Below are 22,402 nucleotides of genomic sequence, written 5' to 3' on the forward strand. Positions count from 1 at the left end.
AAATTGGGTGGCGCTATGATTCATTTGTTGTTAATCGGTATAGTATTGAGTTCTGTCTATAGTTGCAATGTCAATGCTCAGGGGTTCGGTGAAGTAGCCGCAAATATCTATGAACCGGTTTCCATGGTAATCCACCTGGTTAGGGGGGTTAGTATTATTTCTGGCGCCGGCTTAGTAATAGGGAGTATCCTTAGGTATATTGAATATAGACGAAATCCTGTGGCTGTCCGATTAAGCGCTGTGATTTTTATGCTCTTATTTGGCATAGCGTTGATCATTGTAGGATTTATACCCATGAATTTGAAAGGATACTAATCAGAAATGCGCTATATCGCCTCACTAATGAAATATGTAGCCATCGTTTTCGTTTTCTCTTCGTTAAGTGCGTGTAGTAAAAATAAATCAGCAGAATATTTTATAACCCACCCCGAAGAAATACAGCCAACCTATGAAAGATGTGTTTCATTAAACAACGTCACCGAAATTCAAAAATCGAATGAGTGCGTAGCGGTACTTGAAGCCATCCCAAAATTCAAGGCAAATCTATCTGAGATTCTTAACAACACTGGCATTTTCGGTCTTAATTTGATGCGCGCGGAAATCAAGCTCGTAAATTTGCAAAATGCCCATGCTCTAGCGTTAAAAGAGTCTGCTCCACTAAAAAAGCTTCACGATTTAGAAGCTGAAATTCAACTACAAAAGATAGAAATTAAAAGTAGATTGGCGACCATTCGTCTCCTCTTTAAATTAAGATCATAGTATCTCGTCACTAAGGAGTTTTTTATGAAGGTAATTTTATTGGGGGCGCCGGGCGCAGGGAAGGGAACCCAGGCGCAATTAATTGCCAAAAACCTAGGTATTCCGCAAATCTCCACGGGAGATATGTTGCGAACTGCTGTAAAAGAAAATAACCCTCTCGGTATCACAGCCAAAAAAATTATGGATGAAGGTAACCTGGTATCAGATGAAATTATTACCCAGTTAGTGAAAGATCGGATTAGCAAGCCGGACTGTAAAAATGGGTTTCTGTTTGATGGTTTCCCCCGAACTATACCGCAGGCACAAGCTATTCAATCTCAAGGAATTGAAATTGATAACATCATTGAAATTGATGTGTCTGATCAAGAAATTATTAATAGATTGTCGGGAAGGAGAATCCACCCACGATCGGGAAGGGTGTATCACCTCAAGCATAATCCGCCGCAGGAGCCTGGGAAAGATGATTTTACAGGGGAGCCTCTTGTTCAACGAGACGATGATAGTGAGGAAACTATTCGTAAAAGATTAAAGATATATCATGCGCAAACGAAGCCTTTAATTGAATTTTATAAAGTCCTTAGCAGCCATTCAGAGAGTGAAAAACCACGTTACTCTAGAGTGTCGGGGGAAGATTCAGTGGAGAGGATATGTGCTCAGATTGATAAAATCTTGAGACTTGATTAAAGGCCAAAAAAAAGCCGTCTACTGACGGCTTTTTTACAACAACGCTTACTTTGCGCTAGCTTTCTTCACACTAGCTTTACGCTTCGTAGAAGATCGAGTTGTTTTAGATTTTGAAGGTTTTCTAGCAGATGCGGATCTGGTAGAGCTGCTTTTTCGCGTTGTCTTAGAATATTGTTTTTCAAACTTGGCAACTGCAGTGTCGACTGCTCTTTTTCGAGCGTCTTCTTTTTTCGTGTGGTCACGTTCGAAAAGGCTTCGTGCTTTTTCCAGAACCTCTTCTTCGATTCTGCGAAGTTTCTCTTTCCACTCTGCATTGAGAGTTGATATCCGTTTTTGCAAATCTCTACGAGATTCATTGGATTTTTTTAGAGCGGCTTGTAACTTTTGACTTTGAGCATTTTTGCTTTTGCTAGAACGTTTACTTTGAGAGCTTTTAGATTTGGAAGTGTTCGCGGTTGTTTTCCTTGCGCGCATAATTAATCTCCTTGAAAATATTACGAAACGCTACAATAAACTAGTTTCATTTCAAAATCAAAGAATTTGCACATTTTTCTATATATGTCATTAATTTTTTGAGATTTTGCTGTGGAAAATAATACCCTAATTTTGTTCTGCGCCATAATATATCATCCGCAGTTTTTGCCCATTCGTTAGAGACTAGATAATCAATTTCTCGTTGATATAAGTGAGCGCCGAAATTTTCACCGAGGTCATTAAAATCCTTGCTTTTACCTAATAAATCGCTGGTACGAGTTCCGTATTGTTTTAAATATCGCGACAATAAAGCCTCGTCAATCCAATGAAATTGTGAGCTCAGGGCGGCATAAAGTTGTGTGTCATCTTGATAATTACCCCCTGGTAGAATGCTGTTAGCAGTGGAGGGAGGTCTTATATTATTTAAATACGGATCGAGTAAATTAATCACTTTTTCAGCTAATTTTCGATAGGTCGTTAATTTGCCGCCAAAAATTGACACAATGGGTGGGGTGGAGCGATTGCCGTTTAATTCTAGTGCGTAATCACGGGTAATCACGGAGGGATTGTCGGCACGATTTTTTAAAAGTGGGCGAATTCCCGAATAGCTATGCAGAATGTTTGCTTGAGTCAGTGGTATCTCAAAATAATGGTTTACCACATTCAAAATATAGATAATTTCCTCCGGGGAAATGCTTAGTTTGCTGGGTATTTTTTCTAGATAAACATCTGTCGTTCCAATTAAGGTGAACTCAGAGAGATACGGAATTATAAAAATCACTCGTCCATCATCATTTTGCAGAATGAAAGCAAAATCCTCAACATAGAGTTTAGGCACAATGAGGTGGCTTCCTTTTACAAGGGCCAACTCATATTGACTCTCTACATGAGCCTTATTGCGCAAAAAATCTTCTACCCAAGGGCCAGCTGCATTAATTAATGCGCGTGATTTTTTGAAGCAGGTAGCGCCTGATTTTTTATCTTTTAACTCTAATTCCCAATATTGGTGTAACCGCTTAACATTTATACATTCAGTATAAGTTAGAAGATCAGCCCCTTTTTGTTTTGCGGCTATAGCGTTGGTGATGACTAGGCGAGAATCATCGACCCAGCAATCAGAGTATTGAAAGGCATGCTTGAATTCTTTTTTAAGATATTTCCCGGCGGGGTGCTTTTTTAATAAGATTGATCTTGTTTTGGGGAGTGACGAATGTCGTGATAAATGATCATACAGAAATAGCCCGAGGCGGATGACAAAACGGGAGCGTGATTTTTTCTGGTAGGGCAAAATAAAGTTTAAGGGTTTCACTAGATGTTTTGCATTTTTGAGGAGCGCTTCTCGTTCGTTTAATGCCTCGCTCACTAACCTAAATTCATATTGCTCTAGATATCTTAGCCCGCCATGAATGAGTTTGCTGCTAGCGCTAGAGGTACCACTTGCGAAATCATTTTGCTCACAGAGCAATACTTTTAAACCCCGTGTTGCTGCATCCACAGCCACGCCTGTACCATTTATACCGCCACCGATAATAGCTATATCGTATATTTGATCTTCTTCCAATCATGTCCCCTTGTTTTATGTGATCTCTATAACTATTCAGCACACATTTAGAATTACATAAGCACCGCCCTATTTGGCTGAACAGTTACGACTCTCTTAATCATTGCAAATAGTGTAGCCTAATCGTAACTGGCGAGCTGTTTTTGTCTGTACTGTAGCTGAGTCCTGGACAAAGATTAAGAGCTTATTTCCCCAGGGTGGGTCCTGTGCAGTGGTTCCGCGAATTTATTCATGGTGCGGCGGCTAAGAGGCAAAAATCTGCAATAACACCGATCAAGTTGCGGGCCGGCGAATGGAACTAAGTTTTATTTCAGTACAAGGATTGATAACTCTTTTAAATCTGGCTGTTAAAATTTCCCATCTTGAGGTTTAATGGGAATATATGCTTCAATATAGCATTCCCAAGTATTCTATATTTTATGACAGAGTGACGAGATGCACGATAATTCCATTCTTTATTCCATTTTTTTGATTTTCTGTGGAGCTGCCGCACTCTCTACCGTGGCGTTGTATACGCGTCAGTCACTTTTAGTTGCTTATATGTTGTTAGGGGTTCTATTAGGACCTTCTGGTCTAGGATTGATTGCCGACGCAAGTATGGTGAGAGAAATTGGCGATGTCGGAATAATCTTCTTGATGTTTTTATTAGGGTTAAACCTGCAGCCTCAAAATTTATTACATATGTTCAAGAAAACCACCTGGATAGCCATTATCAGTTCAATTGTTTTTGCTCTTACTGGATATATCGTTGCTCGCCTCTTTCATTTCAGTCAAATTGAATCGATGATCGTAGGTGGGGCTATGATGTTTTCGAGTACCATTATTGGTCTAAAACTTTTGCCCACTACTATTCTGCATCACCAACATACTGGTGAAATCATGATTAGTATTCTGTTGATGCAAGATTTAATCGCAATAATCTTGTTGCTGGTGATACATGCTAGCACGAGGGGATTACAACTCATCGACTTAGGCTTGGTCTCGTTGTCCTTACCTGCTTTAATATTATTTGCATTTTTATTCGAACGTTTTGTGCTATTGAAATTATTTGCACGTTTCGATCGGGTCAGAGAGTATATGTTTTTGCTGTCAATTGCATGGTGTCTTGGTGTGTCAGAATTAGCCAGCATGATCGGTCTTTCACGGGAAATAGGCGCCTTTATTGCAGGTGTGTCAATTGCGTCTAGTCCAATCGCGCTTTATATTGCAGAAAGTTTGAAACCCATTCGAGACTTTTTTCTGGTCATGTTTTTCTTTGCTGTCGGCGCAAGTTTCAACCTGAAGTTCTTCCCTGAAGTGGCTATTCCTGCCATGATTTTGGGTGGTTCATTGCTCTTAATTAAGCCTATTGCCTTTAGCTTGTTGCTGCGATCGGTAAAAGAGACTCGCCATGTTGCATGGGAAGTAGGGATGCGGCTCGGTCAATCGAGTGAATTTTCGCTTTTAATTGGCTACCTGGCAGCAAGTTTAGGTTTGATTAATGCAGCTGCGTCGAATTTGATCCAAGCCGCTACTATGATCACCTTTGTGGCTTCCTCTTACATTATCGTCATGAAGTTCCCTACCCCCGTTGCGGCTAGTGATCGCTTGAGACGAGATTAAGGATGGACAAAATACGTATTAATCTTGATACGGGTTTATTGAACGTTGCTGATTTTTGTCTCTCACCCAATCATGATCTGCGTCCAGAAGAAGAAATAATTGATCTTTTAGTTATTCATAATATCAGCTTACCTCCCGGTGAATTTTCGGGAGACGCTATTGAACAATTTTTTATGAATACACTGGACTTCACGGCTAACCCTTTTTATATAGACATCCGCCATATGAAAGTGTCGGCCCATTTACTCATAAGACGTGATGGAAGAGTCAAACAGTTTGTCCCCTTCCATTTGCGAGCATGGCATGCGGGAGAGTCGCAGTTTGAGAGTAGAGCTCGGTGCAACGATTTTTCAATTGGGATTGAGTTGGAGGGGGCAGATGATATACCTTATACTAGTATTCAGTACGCGCAGCTTAGCGCGATTGCAAAACAATTAATGAAAAGCTATCCAGGAATTTCATTTGATCGCATAGTGGGGCATTGTACAATAGCGCCACACCGTAAAACCGATCCTGGCCCTGCTTTTGATTGGGGTTATTTTTTTGATTTAGTAGAAAAGGAAGTTTCAGCATGAAATTTATCATACTTCTAATTTGCCTCCTGTTGCAGGCTATTTTCCATGTCAGTATTAAGAGAGGTAAATATCATTTGCTGGAACACTACGCTTCTGGCATGAAACCCTTCTTGACGAAGATTAATGCGAATCACGGCTGGGTGGCACTCATCAGCCTGATGCTGCCTATTTTGATTTTAGTATTAATCTTAAATGCGCTTTTTAGTCACGTGGGCATTTTATATTTCATCTATGCGGCAATAGTCTTGCTATTTTGTCTGGACATTCGAGACATGAAAAAACAACTTGGCGACTACTTTGTGGCTATCACGAATGAAAATTTGGTAAAAGCTCAAATCGAGGCTGAACAATTTGTAAGTCACAGTGTTCACCAAAATAAAAGCGAAATGACACGCGCTGTAACAGAATCCATTTTTATAAAAGCATTAACTAATATATTTTCGGTGATTTTTTGGTTTATGCTGCTCGGTCCTTTTGGTGCTGTGTTGTATTACTTGGCAACTACCCTTACTAAATTAGCCTGTAATCCTGAATTTAGTTATACGGACACCTACTTTGCTGCGGAATATATCAAAGAATTGTTTGATTGGTTACCGGTGCGAGTGCTTACCCTTACCTTTGCATTAATAGGTCATTTTGGACCGGTCTTTACGCTGTGGATTGATCGATTGGGGGCAGGCCTCTCTGACAATCGACAATTATTAATAGATGCGGGCCTAACCGCACTTAATGCTGATCTAGAGCCTACTCAAGCGAGTGCCACAGAAAACAATCAAGCATTAAGTCTAGTGAATCGTACGTTATGGACCTGGACGATCGTCATAGGCGTATTAACGATTACGTCCTGGCTCTAATTATCCTTAATAAGATTTCTTCTTCTATTCCTAGGAGAAGAAATCATTTTTTGAGGGCTAGAAGACCCTGCAATCGCTTCGATTTTTTCAGTCTTTTATTTAAAAGCTTCCGTACAATCGCAATTATATTTTTATTCTTGTCTCCTCCTGCCTATGCTCAGTCCCAACCGAGGCGAATAATTTCTCTCAGTCCTAATTTAACTGAAATTCTATGTGATATTGGAGCAGAAAGAGAAATTATTGCTTGCGATGCAGCCAGTGATTACCCTGAATCAGTAAAGAACATCCCCCACTTAGCAAGCCATTTTAGATTGAATATTGAGCATACTTTAGCGCTGCGTCCTGATCTCATTGCCATCGAGCAATCTACTTTTTACAAAAAAGATATTGCGAGGTTACGACAGCTAGGAGTAGAGGTATATATCAATCAATCGAGTACCTTAGAGGGCATTGCCCATACGATGATTGATTTGGGGAAATTGACGGGTCATAAAATAAAAGCACAATCAAGCGCAACGCTTTTCCGCGAAAATATTAATACCATTAGAAATAAATACAAACACAATAATGAGGTAACTGTTTTTTTTGTCCTGTGGGACCGCCCCTTAATGACTGTCAATGACCACACCATCATAGGTGAGATGATTCAGCTTGCAGGCGGCAAAAATATTTTTGGCCGTCTCTATCCACGTGCCGCTTTTATCTCGTTAGAAAGTGTAATTAGCCATCGTCCACAAGTCATTATCACGAGTTGTCTGAAACAAAAGAATGTGAAACGCTTATCTATATTAGGAGGGAAGATTTATTATATCCCATCTGATCTGTTAGAACGTACCGGCCCTAGAATTCTTCAAGGCTATGAGATGATTTGCCGGTTTTTGAGCGATGGAGTAAGGGCTTGAGTTATGATAAGAAATGAGAAATCTGCTTGCCGATTGATTCAATAACAGTACAATAACTTAATCTCGTAGTTTACCGACTAAAAGTCCCATTAAGGAATATAAATGTCCGAACAGAAAAATCAATTCGATGATGTCGATCCAATTGAAACTCAGGAGTGGCTGTCCGCGCTTGATTCAGTAATGAGTTTTGAAAGTACAGAGCGTGCAAAATTTTTAATACAAAAACTCTTTCATCGTCTTAAACAGCGCGATCCCGATATGGATTTTTCGCTGAATACGCCATATAGAAATAGCATCCCCATTGAATTAGAAGCAAAAATGCCTAATGGCAGTGACATCGCAGCTCGAATTCTCTCTTTTATTCGTTGGAATGCGGTCGCTATGGTATTGCATGGCGGCAAAACAGCCCCGGAATTAGGAGGGCACATAGCCACTTATGCGTCGGCAGCAATATTATATGAGGTGGGGTTCAACTACTTCTTTAAGGGCAGAAATGATAATAACTTAGGTGATTTACTTTATATTCAGGGTCATTCAGCGCCTGGAATCTACGCCCGTGCTTTTCTTGAAGGCAGATTAAGTGAAGAGAATTTAATGAATTTTCGCCAAGAGGTGCATGGCGATGGGCTTTCCTCCTATCCCCACCCTTGGTTAATGCCTGACTTTTGGCAATTCCCGACTGTTTCTATGGGCCTCGGTCCCTTGCAGGCAATCTATCAAGCTAGATTTTTAAAATATTTAGAAAATCGCAAGTTAGTGGCAGATCAACAAAGGAAAGTGTGGTGTTTCTGTGGTGATGGCGAGATGGATGAGCCCGAATCATTGGGGGCATTGACGGTCGCTTCTCGTGAAAAACTAGATAACTTAATTTTTGTAATTAACTGCAACTTACAACGCTTAGATGGTCCAGTACGTGGAAATGGCAAGATCATTCAAGAACTGGAAAGCTTATTTCGTGGCGCTGGGTGGAACGTAATTAAGGTTATTTGGGGAAGTCGCTGGGATACTTTATTAGCAAAAGATAAAACAGGACTGTTACAAAAAAGAATGGATGAAGCCGTAGATGGCGAATATCAAAATTACAAAGCAAATGATGGCGCTTATGTCCGCAAACATTTCTTTGGTAAGTATCCTGAATTACTTGAGCTGGTAAAAGACATGTCCGACGACGACATCTGGCATTTAAATCGCGGTGGCCATGACCCACAAAAAGTGTATGCCGCTTACGCTGCTGCCACTAAACATACAGGGCAGCCTACCGTCATTCTGGCAAAGACAATCAAAGGTTATGGAATGGGTGCGGCTGGAGAAGGGATGAATATCACCCACCAGCAAAAGAAGATGTCGATTGAACATCTCAAAACATTTTGTGATCGATTTTCCATTCCGATTTCGGCGGATAAAATAGAAAGCCTGCCGTTTTATCGCCCGGAAGAAGGCAGCCCGGAATACAAATTTATCCATCAGCAAAGGCAAGCACTCGGAGGGTATTTACCTAAACGTTATTCGCAATCTCCGCAGCTGCTTATCCCTGCGTTAGAAACTTTCGAGCCTTTACTCAAAAACTCTGGTGATAGAGAAATCTCCACCACAATGGCTTTTGTCAGAGTGCTCACTATCCTATTAAAAGATAAAAATATTGCCGCTAATATTGTGCCCATTGTCCCTGACGAATGTAGAACATTCGGAATGGAGGGTTTATTTCGTCAGATTGGGATTTATTCTCCGCTAGGTCAACTTTACGACCCAGTGGATAAAGACCAGGTAATGTTTTATCGCGAAGCAAAAGACGGTCAGCTATTAGAAGAAGGGATAACTGAAGGGGGTGCCTTTGCTTCGTGGATGGCAGCAGCAACTTCTTATAGCACCAATGGTTTACCCCTGATCCCTTTTTACATCTATTATTCGATGTTTGGATTTCAGCGCGTGGGCGATCTTGCTTGGGCAGCAGGTGATATGCGAGCCCGCGGATTTTTACTTGGAGGAACAGCGGGGCGTACCACTTTAGCGGGAGAAGGGTTGCAACACACCGATGGCCATAGCCATATCTTCTCAAGCGTCATCCCTAATTGCGTCAGTTATGACCCTTCTTTTGCCTATGAAGTCGCTGTCATTATTCAACATGGCTTGAAGCGGATGTTTCAAGATCAAGAAGACGTCTTTTATTACATCACGCTGATGAATGAAAACTATTATCAACCTGATATGCCAACTAAGGTTGAAGAAGGCATTATCAAAGGGATGTACTTATTTCAGCCAGGGAAAAAAGCGGATGTTCGAGTACAACTTTTAGGTGCAGGAACAATTTTAAGAGAAGTCATTAGTGCGAGTGAATTATTAGAAAAAGATTTTGGTATTAGCGCCGATGTCTGGAGTGTACCCAGCTTTACTGAACTACGCCGAGAAGGTCTAAATATTGCGAGGGAAAATTTATTGCACCCTGAGCAGTCACCCAAAATACCTTATGTAACGCAGTGTTTGAGAGATAAATCAGGCCCCGTGATTGCGGCAACAGATTATATGCGATTATTTGCGGATCAAATTAGAGAATTTATTGAACAGCCTTATTATGTATTAGGCACCGATGGTTTTGGTAGAAGTGATACGCGGAGAGCACTGCGTTGGTATTTCGAAGTTGATGCCAAATTTATTGCTTATACCGCGATTAAGGCACTTGCTGATGAGAACAAAGTATCTGCGGAAATAGTGGCTAAAGCGATTCAGCTATACGATATCAATCCAGAAAAAATAAATCCCATGACTGCTTAACAGGGGTGTCGCTATGAATATATATCCAAGCAAATGGATTCAATTAATTATCCTTGCCAGTTTTTTTATTATTTCCAATAGCTCAGCCATGGTAAATCATAGTGCCGGTTTGCATTTACAATTACCGGATTCCCTCATAGATGTGAAAAATAGTGATATCGAAGAAATACAAGTTTTTCAAACTAGCCCTGGGTCAGCTTCAGCCATTATTAGTTTAAAACCTTCTGCCGCCGCTAGGCTTCACAAATTGACTGAAGAACAAGTGGGAAAATCTGTTGTTTGGATTTGGGATGGGAGAGTATTGAGCATGGAGGTTTTAAAGTCCCCCCTTCCTAAAGATTTTACAGTATATAATTTTACTTCATTTGAAGCGGATGAATTTAAAAGAAAGACTTCAAAAACCGTTTCGTAAGCATCAAATTTCCCAATAGGAGTAATACCTTGACCATTAAGGAAATAAAAGTTCCCAACATAGGCGATGTCAGTGATGTTGAAGTCATTGAAATATCGGTATCACCGGGAGACAGAGTAAAAAAAGAAGACTCGTTGGTTACACTCGAAAGTGAAAAAGCCAGCATGGAAATTCCGTCTTCAGATGAGGGAACGGTTGAGGAAGTGAAGGTAAAATTGGGAGACAAAGTATCAGAGGGATCCGTCATTATAACGTTGCGTACGGAAGAAGAAACATCCGTTTCGACCGAACCTTCAAAAACGAATGAACCTATACCGCCTGAAAAAAGCGAAATAAAATCGCCTGTCGCATCGTCCACCAAACAATCTAAAGAAGTGAGTGTCACCATTCCCGATATCGGCGACGCTAAAGATGCCGAAGTGATTGAAATACTCGTAGAGCCTGGCCAGCACGTCAATAAGGAAGAGTCCTTAATCACCTTGGAGGGTGAAAAGGCTACTATGGAAATTCCGTCTCCTTTTGCCGGGCAAATTAAGACTATTACTCTTAAAATGGGTGATAAAGTTTCGAAGGGCGATGCAATACTTACCTTAGTCATTTCAGAAGAGTATCCCTCTACACTCAGTGCTGAACTCCCTAGTGCGCCGGTCCGTGAGCCCTCTGTGCCTAAAGTAGAGAACGCAAGTACTAAATCCTCAGTCACGCCCGTACTCGCCACACCGAGCACAAGTAATGAGTCAACACATGCAAGCCCATCGGTACGTCGACTGGCACGAGAATTTGGCATTGATCTTAGTCGTCTAAAGGGTACGGGTCCTAAACAACGTATTATGAAAGAAGATTTACAAAAATACGTGAAAGGTGTTTTAAGTGAGGGAGATTCGCGGGGGTCTGGTTTACAAATACCTAAAATGCCGGAAATTGATTTTTCAAAATATGGGGAAACCGAATGCATCCCCCTAAACAAAATTAAAAAATTAACGGGTATTAATGTGCATCGTAGTTGGGTGACTATTCCGCACGTGACGCAATTTGGACAGGCAGATATAACTGATCTAGAAGAATTTAGAAAATCCCAAAAAGAGGAAACAGAAAAGCAGGGCGTCAAACTCACTCCCTTGGTATTTATAATGAAAGCAGTCATCCTTTCATTAAAAGAGTTTCCCCATTTTAATGCATCCCTGGATTCCAAAGGTGAAAACCTAATTTTGAAAAAATATTATAATTTAGGAATAGCAGTTGATACTCCAAATGGTTTGGTGGTACCGGTCGTTAAAGACGTTGATAAAAAAAGTACTTTGGAATTAGCTCAAGAACTTGCTGAGATCAGCCAAAAAGCAAGATCGAAAGGCCTGTCTCCTGCGGAGATGTCGGGAAGTTGCTTCACCATTTCAAGTCTAGGGGGTATAGGCGGCACAGGGTTTACACCTATTATTAATGCACCAGACGTCGCCATTTTAGGTGTTTCCAAAGCATCGATGACAGCTATCTATCAAGACGAAGCGTTTAACCCGAGACTGATGTTGCCACTTTCACTCTCCTATGACCACCGTGTTATAGATGGTGCCGATGGCGCTCGCTTCATTGTCTATTTAGCGAAATATCTTTCAGATATACGCACATTATTACTATAAGAGGAATGATTAACTATGTCAGAACTGAAAACTGAGGTTGTTGTAATAGGGAGCGGGCCAGGGGGGTATACCGCTGCTTTTCGCGCTGCAGACTTAGGGAAAAAAGTTATCCTAGTAGAACGATATGAAACATTAGGAGGAGTATGCCTGAATGTGGGTTGTATCCCTTCTAAAGCCTTATTGCACATAGCGAAAGTTTTACAAGAGGCGCATGAAGCTTCGGAAATTGGACTTACCGTCGGCGACATAGCAATTGATATACCCAAGGTGAATCAATGGAAAGATAAAAACGTAGTAGGCCGATTAACTGGTGGCCTCAAAATGCTGGCAAAGCAACGCCAAGTGCAGGTAGTGCAAGGAACGGCAAAATTTATTTCCGATCGTCAAATAGAAGTTACCGGCCCTGAGGGCAAAACGTTAATCTCTTTTGAGAATGCAATTGTTGCAGTCGGATCCAGGCCAGTTAAATTACCTTTCATTCCAGAGGATCCCCGTGTAATTGACTCAACGGGTGCGCTAAAGCTTGAACACACTCAGGGGCGGATGTTAGTCATCGGAGGCGGAATTATTGGCTTGGAGATGGCCACCGTTTACCAAGCATTAGGCAGTAAGATTACAGTCGTTGAATTAATGGACCAACTTATTCCAGGTGCTGACCGAGATGTAGTAGCTCCTTTGCATAAGTTTATCGGTAAGAAATATGAAAATATTTTGCTAGAAACCAAGGTGACTAAAGTGGAAGCGACCCCCAAAGGTTTATTAGTGACCTTTGAAGGTAAAAATGCTCCAGAAAAACCTGAACTCTTTGATAGTGTCTTAGTTGCAGTAGGTCGTAGACCTAATGGAGATCTCGTTGGAGCAGAAAATGCCGGAATCAAAGTTGATGAACGAGGTTTCATTACGGTTGATAAGCAAATGCGAACGAATGTTGGTCATATTTTTGCGATTGGTGATGTGGTGGGCAATCCTATGCTTGCTCATAAAGCTATGCCGGAAGGAAGAATTGCGGCCGAAGTCATCGCAGGTAAAAAACATTACTTTGATCCCAAATGTATCGCTTCAGTGGCTTACACCGATCCCGAAGTTGCTTGGGTGGGGCTTACCGAAAATGATGCAAAAAAACAAGGCATCCAATATGGCAAGGGTGTGTTTCCATGGGCTGCAAGTGGACGTGCCTTGAGTATAGGGCGAACAGAAGGGCTCACTAAAATTCTCTTTGACGAAAAGACCCAGCGTATATTAGGCGCAGGCATCGTGGGACCCAATGCCGGAGAATTGATTAGTGAATTAGCATTAGCAATAGAAATGGGCTGTGATGCAGAGGATATCGCATTAACTATTCACCCCCATCCAACTTTATCTGAAACTGTCATGTTAGCAGCAGAAGTGTTTGAAGGGACTATTACAGACCTTTACCTCCCTAAGAAAAAAGAGTCATAAATTATTCCGAACTATTCGTGACGTGACATATCTGTCACGTCACGAATAGCCTACATGTCGCGGACATGGAAAGATTGTCGCAGTACGATAGAAAGATATATCGTGGGAGAAGTCCACTGATAATAAAAGTGGCCTGAACTAGTACCGAGAAAGGGCGCTACCCCTTTCTAACTAATTCTGTTCTTGCTATACACCAAACCTCAATGGTAGCAACGCCAGCCTTTTTAAGTACTTTAGCTAATTCTGATACTGTCCCAGCAGTTGTGATGACATCATCCAAAATCGCGACATGACGATAAGGAAGGGGTTTGGTGACTTGAAAAACGTTTTTAATATTTCTCTGCCTATCCTTAATTTCTAGTAAACTTTGCGGTGCCGTGGAGCGGGTGCGTCTAACACATAAGAAATCGACAGGAAGATCAAGTAACTTTTTCAGGGGTCGAGCAATCTCAACTGATTGATTGTAACCCCGTGTTCTTAATCGACTTATATGAAGTGGCACAGGAATAATGCACTCCGGCAACGTAAGATTATGGGCGTTATATTGCTCTAAAATTTTTTTGGCTAGTAACACTCCAATGGGGTAAGCAAGGCGTAATTTTTTTTGAAATTTGAGTTGGGTAATCAGTGAGGGTATAGGAAACCTATAACTAAATAAGATAAGTGCGCGCTCAAAGGGGGGCGGGTTGATAAGACATTCACCGCATTGCTGTGCCCATGTTTCGCTGGGGAGCTCTGTGCCGCAAGTATAGCAATATCCTTTTAACCAGGGTAATTCAGCTAAACAGTCAGAACAAAAAAAGTCATTATGTGTAAAGCCACAAACAATGCAATTTATAGGCAATAACCAATCGATACATTTTTTTAGCATGAAATACTTCTTTTAATTCACTCTTCTTTATTATTACAATACTCGTATTCTCTTAATTATATATACAGCTATAAATACAGTAGCTATGCGCTAGTGATAAAGAAGACACGTGAAAAAATTATTTTCTGAGACATTTGGGCAGGGTCCTGAGATTGTTTTGCTTCATGGATGGGGAATACACAGCGGGATATGGCAATTTATTGCCGCAAGTCTGGCAGAAGAATTTCGTGTGACGATTATTGATCTTCCCGGGTTTGGCCGTAGTGAAATGATCTCCAACTATACTTTAGAAGGTATTGTTGCAAGTTTACTTACAATCGCCCCTTCAAAGGCTATGTGGCTAGGATGGTCCTTGGGAGGGCTCATCGCCACCAAGTTCGCACTGGTTTATCCCCAATTAGTTAATAAATTAATTTGTGTAGCGAGCACACCTAAGTTTCTAAAGTGTGATGACTGGCCGGGAATGGATATTTCAGTATTACAGAAATTTAATGAACAACTTGCCAGTGATTATGAAACGACGTTGATGCGATTTCTGCTTCTGCAATTTTACGGGGTTAACGTGGATAAAAAAATAGTTAAGTGGCTAGGTTCAAATTTATTTTTATATGGCAAACCTGCAGTTGCAGTACTCAATGCGGCCTTAGATATATTATCAAAGATTGATTTGCGCGATGAGTTACAGAATTTACAATGCCCTGCACTCTATATTTTAGGAAAAATGGACGCTTTAGTCCCTTCACGCATTAAAGACAAATTGACTGATTTGCATGCAGATATTCGTGCCGTCGTGTTGCCACATGCGAGTCATGCTCCTTTTATAACAGATGGCAAAACATTTTTGTCTGAAGTGCGACGTTTTGCCTATGAATAAGCTAAATAAACCGTTGCTGCTAAAACAGGATATACAAAAATCGTTTAACAGTGCTGTAGATACGTATGATGAAGCAGCATTTTTTCAACGAGAAGTCGCTGATAGATTAATTGAGCGTCTAGATTATATTCGTATTGAACCGAAGTATATTTTAGACCTGGGGGCAGGGACAGGATACGCTACGTCACTGTTAGAAAAAAAATATAAAAAAGCAAAAGTGATCGTTTTTGATATAGCGGAAAAAATGTTACAAAAAAGCAAACAAAATAAACGTTGGTTTGATCGCAAACGTTATCTTTGTGGCGATGCCGACCACCTTCCCTTTGCTGATAAATCAATGGATTTAATATTTTCTAACCTCATGCTGCATTGGACGCACGATATCGACAAAACCATTCAAGAAGTACATCGTATTTTAAAGCCTAACGGTTTATTTTTATTTTCAACACTAGGGCCCGATACATTGTATGAATTGCGGCAAAGTTGGCAATCGATTGATGCCGGAGTTCATGTGCATTATTTTACGGATATGCATAATATTGGCGATTTTTTGCAAAAAGCCTCGTTTGCAGATTCCGTAGTAGATATGGAATTTATAACCATTACCTATAATGATTTGAAGAAAGTATTATTGGATTTGAAAGATTTAGGCACCCATAATATTGCTCCGGATAGATCAAGAGGTCTTACAGGCAAAGCTAAGTTTAATAAATTTGTTCATGCCTACGAAAAATATCGTAACCCAGAGGGTTTAATTCCTGTAACGTACGAAGTTATCTATGGACTGGGGTGGCGGAGAGAAGTTGATCCCCTACAAATTCAGGAAATCTCAATTCCAATAGGGTCGATTCAAAAAAATCCTCTTCAACGTTAATCATGACCCGAAACTAGAATTAATTACTATGACCCAGCTAATGTCTGAAAATAGAATAGCTTATCTCGATGCTGCAAGAACATTTGCTGCATTGATGGGAATTGTATTACATGCAGCATGTGGCTATATGAAATTTGCAATTGCAGAATGGCCACGTTACGGAGCTGAGTATAATATTTTTTTTGATTATTTGGTGGGAATAATCCACTTGATTTATATGCCTGCTTATTTCTTTTTGGCGGGTTTTTTCTGTCACTTGCTAAATAAGAAATTAAAATTTTTGGGTTTCACTGTAAATCGATTAAAACGCATTGTGCTACCCTTATTAATTTTTTCTACTTTAATCCACTTGCGCTTGTTAATCTCCAGCCTTTTTTTAAATCAAATTCACTCCCTAAAAGATCTATTGCTAATTTATAATAATGTCTCGTATTTATGGTTTTTAGAGTATCTATTAATCTATTACATTTTTTATCTGTTAATAATGCCATTAATGTCTAGAGCGACAATCAGCAGATTGTTCGATGCGCCCACCTCTTATTGGATAAATTCAAGATGGAGCTTTATTACCATTGTAGGGTTGCAGGCTTTATTACTTTATTTGAGTAATGCATGGTACATCCCAGTGATACTAAGCATTATTCCTGGTTTTTATTTACTGCTCATGTATGCGATTTATTTTCTGTTAGGCGTATTAGTGATGCAGTACAACGTATTCGAGAAATTTTTTCGGGTGCAGCTGAAATATTGTGTGAGTGGATTTATAGTATTCGGGCTATATTTCATTATTATGCAAACTAAAAGCGATTCTGAAATTATCAGATCTATCGCCATAGTTTTGTACTCTTTCTCAGGATATTTATTGCTCTTAAGTTTTTTTGGCGGATGCGTGAAGTTTTTCCCCTTGAAAAATAGATTAATACGCTATTGTGCAGATGCTTCTTATTGGATGTATCTGAGTCAAATTTATTTCATTCTTATTGTTCACGATATCACGGCCAGATTTTTGAATTCTATTTTTGCGCAGTTTCTTGTGATTTTTGTCGTGACCACTCTGCTAACGCTAATAACCTATCCGGTATTTTTTAGAAGACCATCACAATTGCGTGCTAGTTTCCCTCTCACTAGCGTGAGTGTTGGCAAAGGGAATTGAAGACAATTTGTTTAGCACTGCAGAAATAATTCCATGTTCATCAAGGCCGCATGCACTTAGCATCTTATCGGGGTTACCGTGTTCAATGTAAACGTCGGGTAGGCCTAAATTAAGAATTGGAGGGTGACGATTCAATTTTGTCAGCGTTTCATTCACTCCACTGCCCGCGCCTCCCATCACAGCGTTTTCTTCAATTGTTACAATAAGTTCGTGTGTATCCGCCATTTGGATGAGCAGATGTTCATCTAGCGGTTTCACATAACGCATATTCACAACCGTTGCATCCAAATGCTCGCCCGCTTTAAGTGTAGGAGTAACCATCGAACCGAAAGCAAGTAAGCATATGCGCTGGCCAGATCGACGAATTTCGCCCTTGCCAATTTCTAGGGGCGTCATCATTTTCGTAAGTGGTTTCCCCGGTCCTGAGCCTCGAGGGTAACGTACAGCGGCTGGCCCCGGATAATGGTAGGCGGTGTATAGCATTTGCCAACATTCATCTTCATCCCCCGGAGCTAGAATGATCATATTAGGAATACAGCGCAGATAAGAGAGATCGAAGCTGCCAGCATGTGTGGGGCCGTCTGCACCCACTAAGCCTGCCCGATCAAGCGCAAAGGTTACATCTAAGTTTTGTATGGCCACATCATGGATGAGCTGATCATAACCCCGTTGTAAAAAAGTTGAATAAATAGCTACTACGGGTTTCATTCCCTGACAGGCCATGCCCGCTGCAAATGTGACGCAATGTTGTTCTGCGATACCGACGTCACAATAGCGCTCAGTGAATTCCTCGGCAAAACGAGTCATTCCAGATCCTTCGCACATGGCGGGAGTGATGGCATAAAGTTTTGAATCGATTTTTGCCATATCACACAACCATTCTCCAAAGACATCTGAATAAGTGGGTTTGGTTATCTTGGCAGGAATTGACGAGGTCGGATTATTATTAAAGCCCGATTTAACAGCATGATAAGCAACGGGGTCTGCCTCAGCAGGAGCAAATCCTTTGCCTTTAGTGGTTATGACATGTAAAAATTGTGGCCCCTTTAGTACTTTCAAATTTTCTAACATGGGAACTAAGGTTTTGAGATCATGACCATCAATCGGACCAAAATAATGAAATCCCAATTCTTCGAATAACGTGCCGGGTGCAATCATGCCCTTGAGATGCGTTTCTGTGCGTTTCGCTAAGGATTGGATAGGCGGCATTTTTGCCAATACTTTTTTACTGCCTTCGCGCAACGTGGTGTATAGTTTTCCTGATAAAATTCGAGCTAGATAATTGTTAAGTGCCCCGACGTTTGGTGAGATAGACATATCATTATCATTCAATATAACCAAAAGGTCAGCGTCAATACTCCCGGCATGGTTTAGCGCTTCAAAAGCCATCCCCCCGGTTAAGCCACCATCCCCAATAATGGCAACTGATTTATAGTCTTTTCCCTGCATTTTGGCTGCTATCGCCATGCCTAAGCCAGCACTGATGGAAGTACTAGAATGTCCGACACCAAAAGTATCATAAATGCTTTCTTCTCGTTTCGGGAAAGGTGCTAAACCATCCGCTTGCTTAATAGTGTGTAGTTGTGATTTGCGACCCGTAAGCACTTTATGCGGATAGGCTTGATGGCCGACATCCCAAATTAATTTATCTTCGGGGGTATGAAAGACATGATGGAGGGCGATAGTAAGTTCAATTGCCCCTAAGTTAGCAGCAAAGTGTCCACCGCAAATATTTAAAGTTTCTATTATGTAGTTTCTTAATTCGCGACTAAGTTCTTCAAGTTCATCGATAGTTAATTTTCGTACATCAGAGGGATCATTTATTTTATTCAATAGAGAGTATTGCATCGGTAATACCTTAGTGATTTCTCAGGATGATAAATTCGGCAAGTGACCTGAGAGAATGCATGTTTTGTCCAAATGGAGTTAACGAATTAAGCGCTTCCTCGTAAAAAAAAAGCAAACTTTCCTTAGCTTGTTTAAGGCCTTGCATTGTGGTGAAAGTTGCCTTTTTATTGGCATGATCAGTGCCAATTCTTTTACCTAGAATTTGGGTGGATCCTTCAGAGTCGAGAATATCATCTTGAATCTGAAAACAAAGTCCAATGTAATTTGAGAATTTCAATAAAGTGTCGAGCACCCAGCCTTCTTTTAAATGTGCGGTTAACGCAGCTAATTGAATGCAAGCAGTAATAAGGGCACCCGTTTTATGGTGATGAATTGTCTGTAATTGAGCTTTATCAAGTGCTTGGCCTGTGGCTTTAAGATCCATGGCTTGACCGCCTGCCATACCTCGGGAACCAGAGGCTTTAGCTAAACAACTTACCATGGCCAAGCGTATATCGGCTTCCAACCCTGCTGGGGCGGCCACTATTTCAAAGGCCAGGGTTTGGAGTGCATCCCCTGTTAAAATTGCCGTAGCCTCGTCAAAAGCCTTATGACAAGTTGGCTTGCCACGTCTTAGGTCATCATTGTCCATCGCGGGTAAGTCATCATGTACTAAAGAATAAGCATGTATAAGCTCGACAGAGCACGCGGCGTAATCCAACAGATCAAGGTCTGCTCCCAGGGCCTCTCCCGTTGCATAGACCAATAAGGGTCTAATACGTTTGCCTCCATTTAAGACAGAATACTGCATGGCTTGATGTAAATGTTGAGGTTCAAGTTGTGGACTAGGCAGGTGACTCTCAAGAAATGAGTTTATACGTTGTTGACGTTCTTCCAGGTAGCTTTTGAAGTTCATTTTAATCTTCAGATTTATATTCGTGTAAGGCGAGTTCGCCATTTTTTTCCATTAAAATTTGGACCTTTTGCTCTGCCTCTTGCAGTGCAACCTGGCATCTACGAGTCAGGCCTATGCCTTTTTCAAAATGTAAGAGGGATTCTTCTAAAGAGAGACCGCCTTGTTCCATTTTATCAACAATTTGGTTGAGGTCTTCCAATGCTTTTTCAAAATTAAACGTGTCGCTGGCCATAATTACCTCTGTTCAATGGTAAATCCAAAAAGGCATTATACTGATTTTTTGCTGTAACAACGAGTTTGATGAAATGAAATGTTATCTAGGCAGTGAGATTCGTGAGCAAGAACGTGGATTATTGGCTAGTTTCTCTCTTTACGATATTATCAACAGTATTATCGTGTAACCATGTATCATAAATTTCTTTAGCTGCGCGAAAATTGTCATTTTGCAAGTAATATAATACTTGTTGTTTTATCGCTTCTGGTAAATGGCCGAACATATGTGTCACCTCATTAAAATCTACTAAAAATCAAGCTTAACAAAGAAGCAAGGGTGGGTATGTCAGCTATATAAATAAAGACTTGTAGGATAATTGCCATATTGTTCATTTTTTAGCCAATTTCATTATATCTTAAGGTTTTTTGGGGCGAGAATGGCATCTTATCTTAAAAATGTTCGCTTTCGAGCGATTTAAGCGCAACCTCCTCTTTCCTCTACCTTTTTTTTAAAATCCCTCCATTTAATGCCAATTTATAGCTTTTTAACCCCCTGTTTCCTGATAAAACCATTAATTGACGCCAAATAGCTTTGCTATAGTAATCAAGTAGAGATTGTAAAGGATAAAAAAATGAAAAAGGTTCGCTTATTTGTTTCAGCATTAGTAATGACGGCGATGTCATACAACGCGTATGCCTTAAATGCTGAAGAGATTTATAAGAAGGTCAATAAATCTGTATACACCATATATACAGTTAATTTCTATGATAAATCTCCTGAGTCATTAGGTAGTGCTATTGCAGTGACGGATCATATTTTGGCAACTAATTGCCATGTTGCTTTAACAGGAAACTATTTAGGCATAGTAATTGAAAAAGAATTTAAGCTAGGCACTATCTTTTTTAGAGACGTTAATCGAGATATCTGTTTTGTAGAGGTGCCCGGCGTTAAGTTTGAGCCCGTAAAAATCCGTAGTTCACAAGATGTTAAAGTCGGAGAACAGGTCTACGCAGTAGGTAATCCAGAAGGTTTAGAAAAATCAATTTCACAAGGGATTATTTCTAATAAAAGAAAAGATCGCGGTGGCTACATTCTGCAAACCGACGCTTCTGTCTCTTTCGGTTCAAGCGGCGGCGGACTTTTTGATCAACAAGGTCAACTCGTGGGCATAACAAATAGTGTTGATAGGCATAGTAAAAATATTGCCTTTGCCCTGCCTACAGAGTGGATAACTCAAATTCTTTTCCCGAAAGTGCTAGCAAACGCAAAAGAGACAACGCAAGCCGCCCCGTCCTCTCCTGAGAATCCCAAAGCCATTAAAAAAATCGGTACATATGGTAAAGGGAACCTTACCCTCTACCAATATAATCAAAAGTGCTTTGTGTTATTGACCGGCAAAAATGAGTTCGGTGAAGCCGCGGGGTCTGCTATTTGGTATCCTGAAAAACCCGGCATTATTTTAATTTTTCCCAACTCTACCAATTTGACCAAGAACTTCCAAATAATGAACACAGCTTTTTATGGCGATCAAGATCAAAGCCCGAGCTACTCTAAAAATTTCCTCTTTTTCGATAAGAAAAAATATGAATTAGTAGGGGTGCGAGATGAAAATAGTCGATATCCGCTCTTAGTTACCAAGTTGCCAGAAGATACCAAGAATAAATTACTCCAATCCTCCAATTTTGAAATCAAATATGAAGATGGGATGACAGTACAGGGTTATGCTAAAACAGCATATAGTTTGGAAGGCTTTAAAGAGGCTATTGAGGCGTATGACCAAAACTGTAAAGTTAATAAACCTTCCGAAACTCCAGCAACTGAGAAGAAATAACTTAAGCGAGGTTAAAATCGGGCGCTGTAGCCTACTGTAAAGTGATTGTTAACCTCATAAGCTCTCACGATCAAAGGCTAAAGGCTACTCCCACAAATTGAAAATTCCTCGAGTACTATACTTAATTGAATAGGGCGTAACCGTAGAAATCCTATTGTTAACTGTTATCTAGGATT

21 protein-coding genes are annotated in these 22,402 nt (G+C 40.5%); 14 read left to right on the forward strand and 7 right to left on the reverse strand.

What is annotated here, in order from left to right; all coding sequences use genetic code 11:
• Positions 1–321 precede the first annotated feature (321 nt).
• Both H0U71_03735 and adk read left to right on the forward strand, forming a co-directional pair.
• Entirely contained in the window at positions 322–759 is a 438-nt protein-coding gene (locus tag H0U71_03735) for a hypothetical protein (protein ID MBA2654164.1), read from the forward strand.
• Between the two features lie 24 nt (positions 760–783).
• Entirely contained in the window at positions 784–1,443 is a 660-nt protein-coding gene (adk, locus tag H0U71_03740) for an adenylate kinase (GenBank protein MBA2654165.1), read from the forward strand.
• 45 nt (positions 1,444–1,488) lie between these two features.
• On the opposite strand, the gene H0U71_03745 is transcribed toward adk, so the two are convergent.
• Positions 1,489–1,917, reverse strand: coding sequence for a hypothetical protein (locus tag H0U71_03745; protein MBA2654166.1), 429 nt, complete (start codon positions 1,915–1,917; stop codon positions 1,489–1,491).
• A 46-nt stretch (positions 1,918–1,963) separates the two neighbouring features.
• On the reverse strand, positions 1,964–3,478 hold the full coding sequence (glpD, locus tag H0U71_03750) for a glycerol-3-phosphate dehydrogenase (protein ID MBA2654167.1): 1,515 nt from the start codon (positions 3,476–3,478) through the stop codon (positions 1,964–1,966).
• A 435-nt stretch (positions 3,479–3,913) separates the two neighbouring features.
• Here glpD and H0U71_03755 point away from each other — a divergent pair, with 435 nt between their 5' ends.
• The 8 genes from H0U71_03755 (at position 3,914) to lpdA (ending at position 13,666) form a co-directional block, all read left to right on the forward strand.
• Positions 3,914–5,080: a cation:proton antiporter gene (locus H0U71_03755; GenBank protein MBA2654168.1), complete on the forward strand. Its 1,167-nt coding sequence runs from the start codon at positions 3,914–3,916 to the stop codon at positions 5,078–5,080.
• Positions 5,081–5,082: 2 nt separating this feature from the next.
• Positions 5,083–5,655, forward strand: a complete 573-nt coding sequence (ampD, locus tag H0U71_03760) for a 1,6-anhydro-N-acetylmuramyl-L-alanine amidase AmpD (protein ID MBA2654169.1) — start codon at positions 5,083–5,085, stop codon at positions 5,653–5,655.
• Positions 5,652–6,509: a regulatory signaling modulator protein AmpE gene (gene ampE / locus H0U71_03765; protein ID MBA2654170.1), complete on the forward strand. Its 858-nt coding sequence runs from the start codon at positions 5,652–5,654 to the stop codon at positions 6,507–6,509. The genes ampD and ampE overlap by 4 nt, the downstream gene beginning before the upstream one ends.
• Positions 6,458–7,411: an ABC transporter substrate-binding protein gene (locus H0U71_03770; protein ID MBA2654171.1), complete on the forward strand. Its 954-nt coding sequence runs from the start codon at positions 6,458–6,460 to the stop codon at positions 7,409–7,411. Before ampE ends, H0U71_03770 begins: the two co-directional genes overlap by 52 nt.
• Before the next feature lie 102 nt (positions 7,412–7,513).
• Entirely contained in the window at positions 7,514–10,180 is a 2,667-nt protein-coding gene (gene aceE / locus H0U71_03775; GenBank protein ID MBA2654172.1) for a pyruvate dehydrogenase (acetyl-transferring), homodimeric type, read from the forward strand.
• A gap of 13 nt (positions 10,181–10,193) precedes the next feature.
• Complete coding sequence (locus tag H0U71_03780) at positions 10,194–10,592, forward strand: hypothetical protein (GenBank protein MBA2654173.1); 399 nt, start codon at positions 10,194–10,196, stop codon at positions 10,590–10,592.
• Between the two features lie 29 nt (positions 10,593–10,621).
• Positions 10,622–12,226 carry a dihydrolipoyllysine-residue acetyltransferase gene (gene aceF, locus H0U71_03785; GenBank protein ID MBA2654174.1) on the forward strand — a complete coding sequence of 535 codons (1,605 nt, stop codon included), beginning with the start codon at positions 10,622–10,624 and terminating at the stop codon, positions 12,224–12,226.
• 15 nt (positions 12,227–12,241) lie between these two features.
• Positions 12,242–13,666 (forward strand): dihydrolipoyl dehydrogenase, encoded by a 1,425-nt coding sequence (gene lpdA, locus H0U71_03790; protein ID MBA2654175.1) that lies wholly within the window; start codon positions 12,242–12,244, stop codon positions 13,664–13,666.
• 157 nt (positions 13,667–13,823) lie between these two features.
• Here lpdA and H0U71_03795 read toward each other — a convergent pair whose 3' ends face one another.
• Entirely contained in the window at positions 13,824–14,537 is a 714-nt protein-coding gene (locus H0U71_03795; GenBank protein ID MBA2654176.1) for a ComF family protein, read from the reverse strand.
• A 109-nt stretch (positions 14,538–14,646) separates the two neighbouring features.
• Here H0U71_03795 and bioH point away from each other — a divergent pair, with 109 nt between their 5' ends.
• From bioH to H0U71_03810, 3 genes are read left to right on the forward strand one after another with little or no spacing between them, the layout of a single operon-like run.
• Entirely contained in the window at positions 14,647–15,411 is a 765-nt protein-coding gene (gene bioH, locus H0U71_03800; protein MBA2654177.1) for a pimeloyl-ACP methyl ester esterase BioH, read from the forward strand.
• A complete protein-coding gene (bioC, locus tag H0U71_03805; GenBank protein ID MBA2654178.1) occupies positions 15,404–16,285 on the forward strand; it encodes a malonyl-ACP O-methyltransferase BioC in 882 nt (293 codons plus the stop codon). Before bioH ends, bioC begins: the two co-directional genes overlap by 8 nt.
• Positions 16,286–16,325: 40 nt before the next feature.
• The gene (locus H0U71_03810; protein ID MBA2654179.1) at positions 16,326–17,438 is read left to right on the forward strand and encodes an acyltransferase family protein; all 1,113 of its coding nucleotides are present in this window, start codon (positions 16,326–16,328) and stop codon (positions 17,436–17,438) included.
• On the opposite strand, the gene dxs is transcribed toward H0U71_03810, so the two are convergent.
• The 4 genes from dxs to H0U71_03830 form a co-directional block, all read right to left on the reverse strand.
• Complete coding sequence (gene dxs / locus H0U71_03815; GenBank protein ID MBA2654180.1) at positions 17,382–19,286, reverse strand: 1-deoxy-D-xylulose-5-phosphate synthase; 1,905 nt, start codon at positions 19,284–19,286, stop codon at positions 17,382–17,384. The genes H0U71_03810 and dxs overlap by 57 nt on opposite strands.
• 10 nt (positions 19,287–19,296) lie before the next feature.
• A complete protein-coding gene (locus H0U71_03820; protein MBA2654181.1) occupies positions 19,297–20,181 on the reverse strand; it encodes a polyprenyl synthetase family protein in 885 nt (294 codons plus the stop codon).
• 1 nt (position 20,182) lies between these two features.
• Complete coding sequence (locus tag H0U71_03825; protein ID MBA2654182.1) at positions 20,183–20,413, reverse strand: exodeoxyribonuclease VII small subunit; 231 nt, start codon at positions 20,411–20,413, stop codon at positions 20,183–20,185.
• Positions 20,414–20,531: 118 nt separating this feature from the next.
• On the reverse strand, positions 20,532–20,678 hold the full coding sequence (locus H0U71_03830; GenBank protein ID MBA2654183.1) for a hypothetical protein: 147 nt from the start codon (positions 20,676–20,678) through the stop codon (positions 20,532–20,534).
• Between the two features lie 348 nt (positions 20,679–21,026).
• On the opposite strand from H0U71_03830, the gene H0U71_03835 reads away from it, so the two are divergent.
• Positions 21,027–22,226 carry a trypsin-like peptidase domain-containing protein gene (locus H0U71_03835; GenBank protein ID MBA2654184.1) on the forward strand — a complete coding sequence of 400 codons (1,200 nt, stop codon included), beginning with the start codon at positions 21,027–21,029 and terminating at the stop codon, positions 22,224–22,226.
• The last annotated feature ends 176 nt before the right edge of the window (positions 22,227–22,402 follow it).

It is taken from the genome of Gammaproteobacteria bacterium (assembly GCA_013697705.1).
Lineage (GTDB): Bacteria > Pseudomonadota > Gammaproteobacteria > UBA6002 > UBA6002 > UBA6002.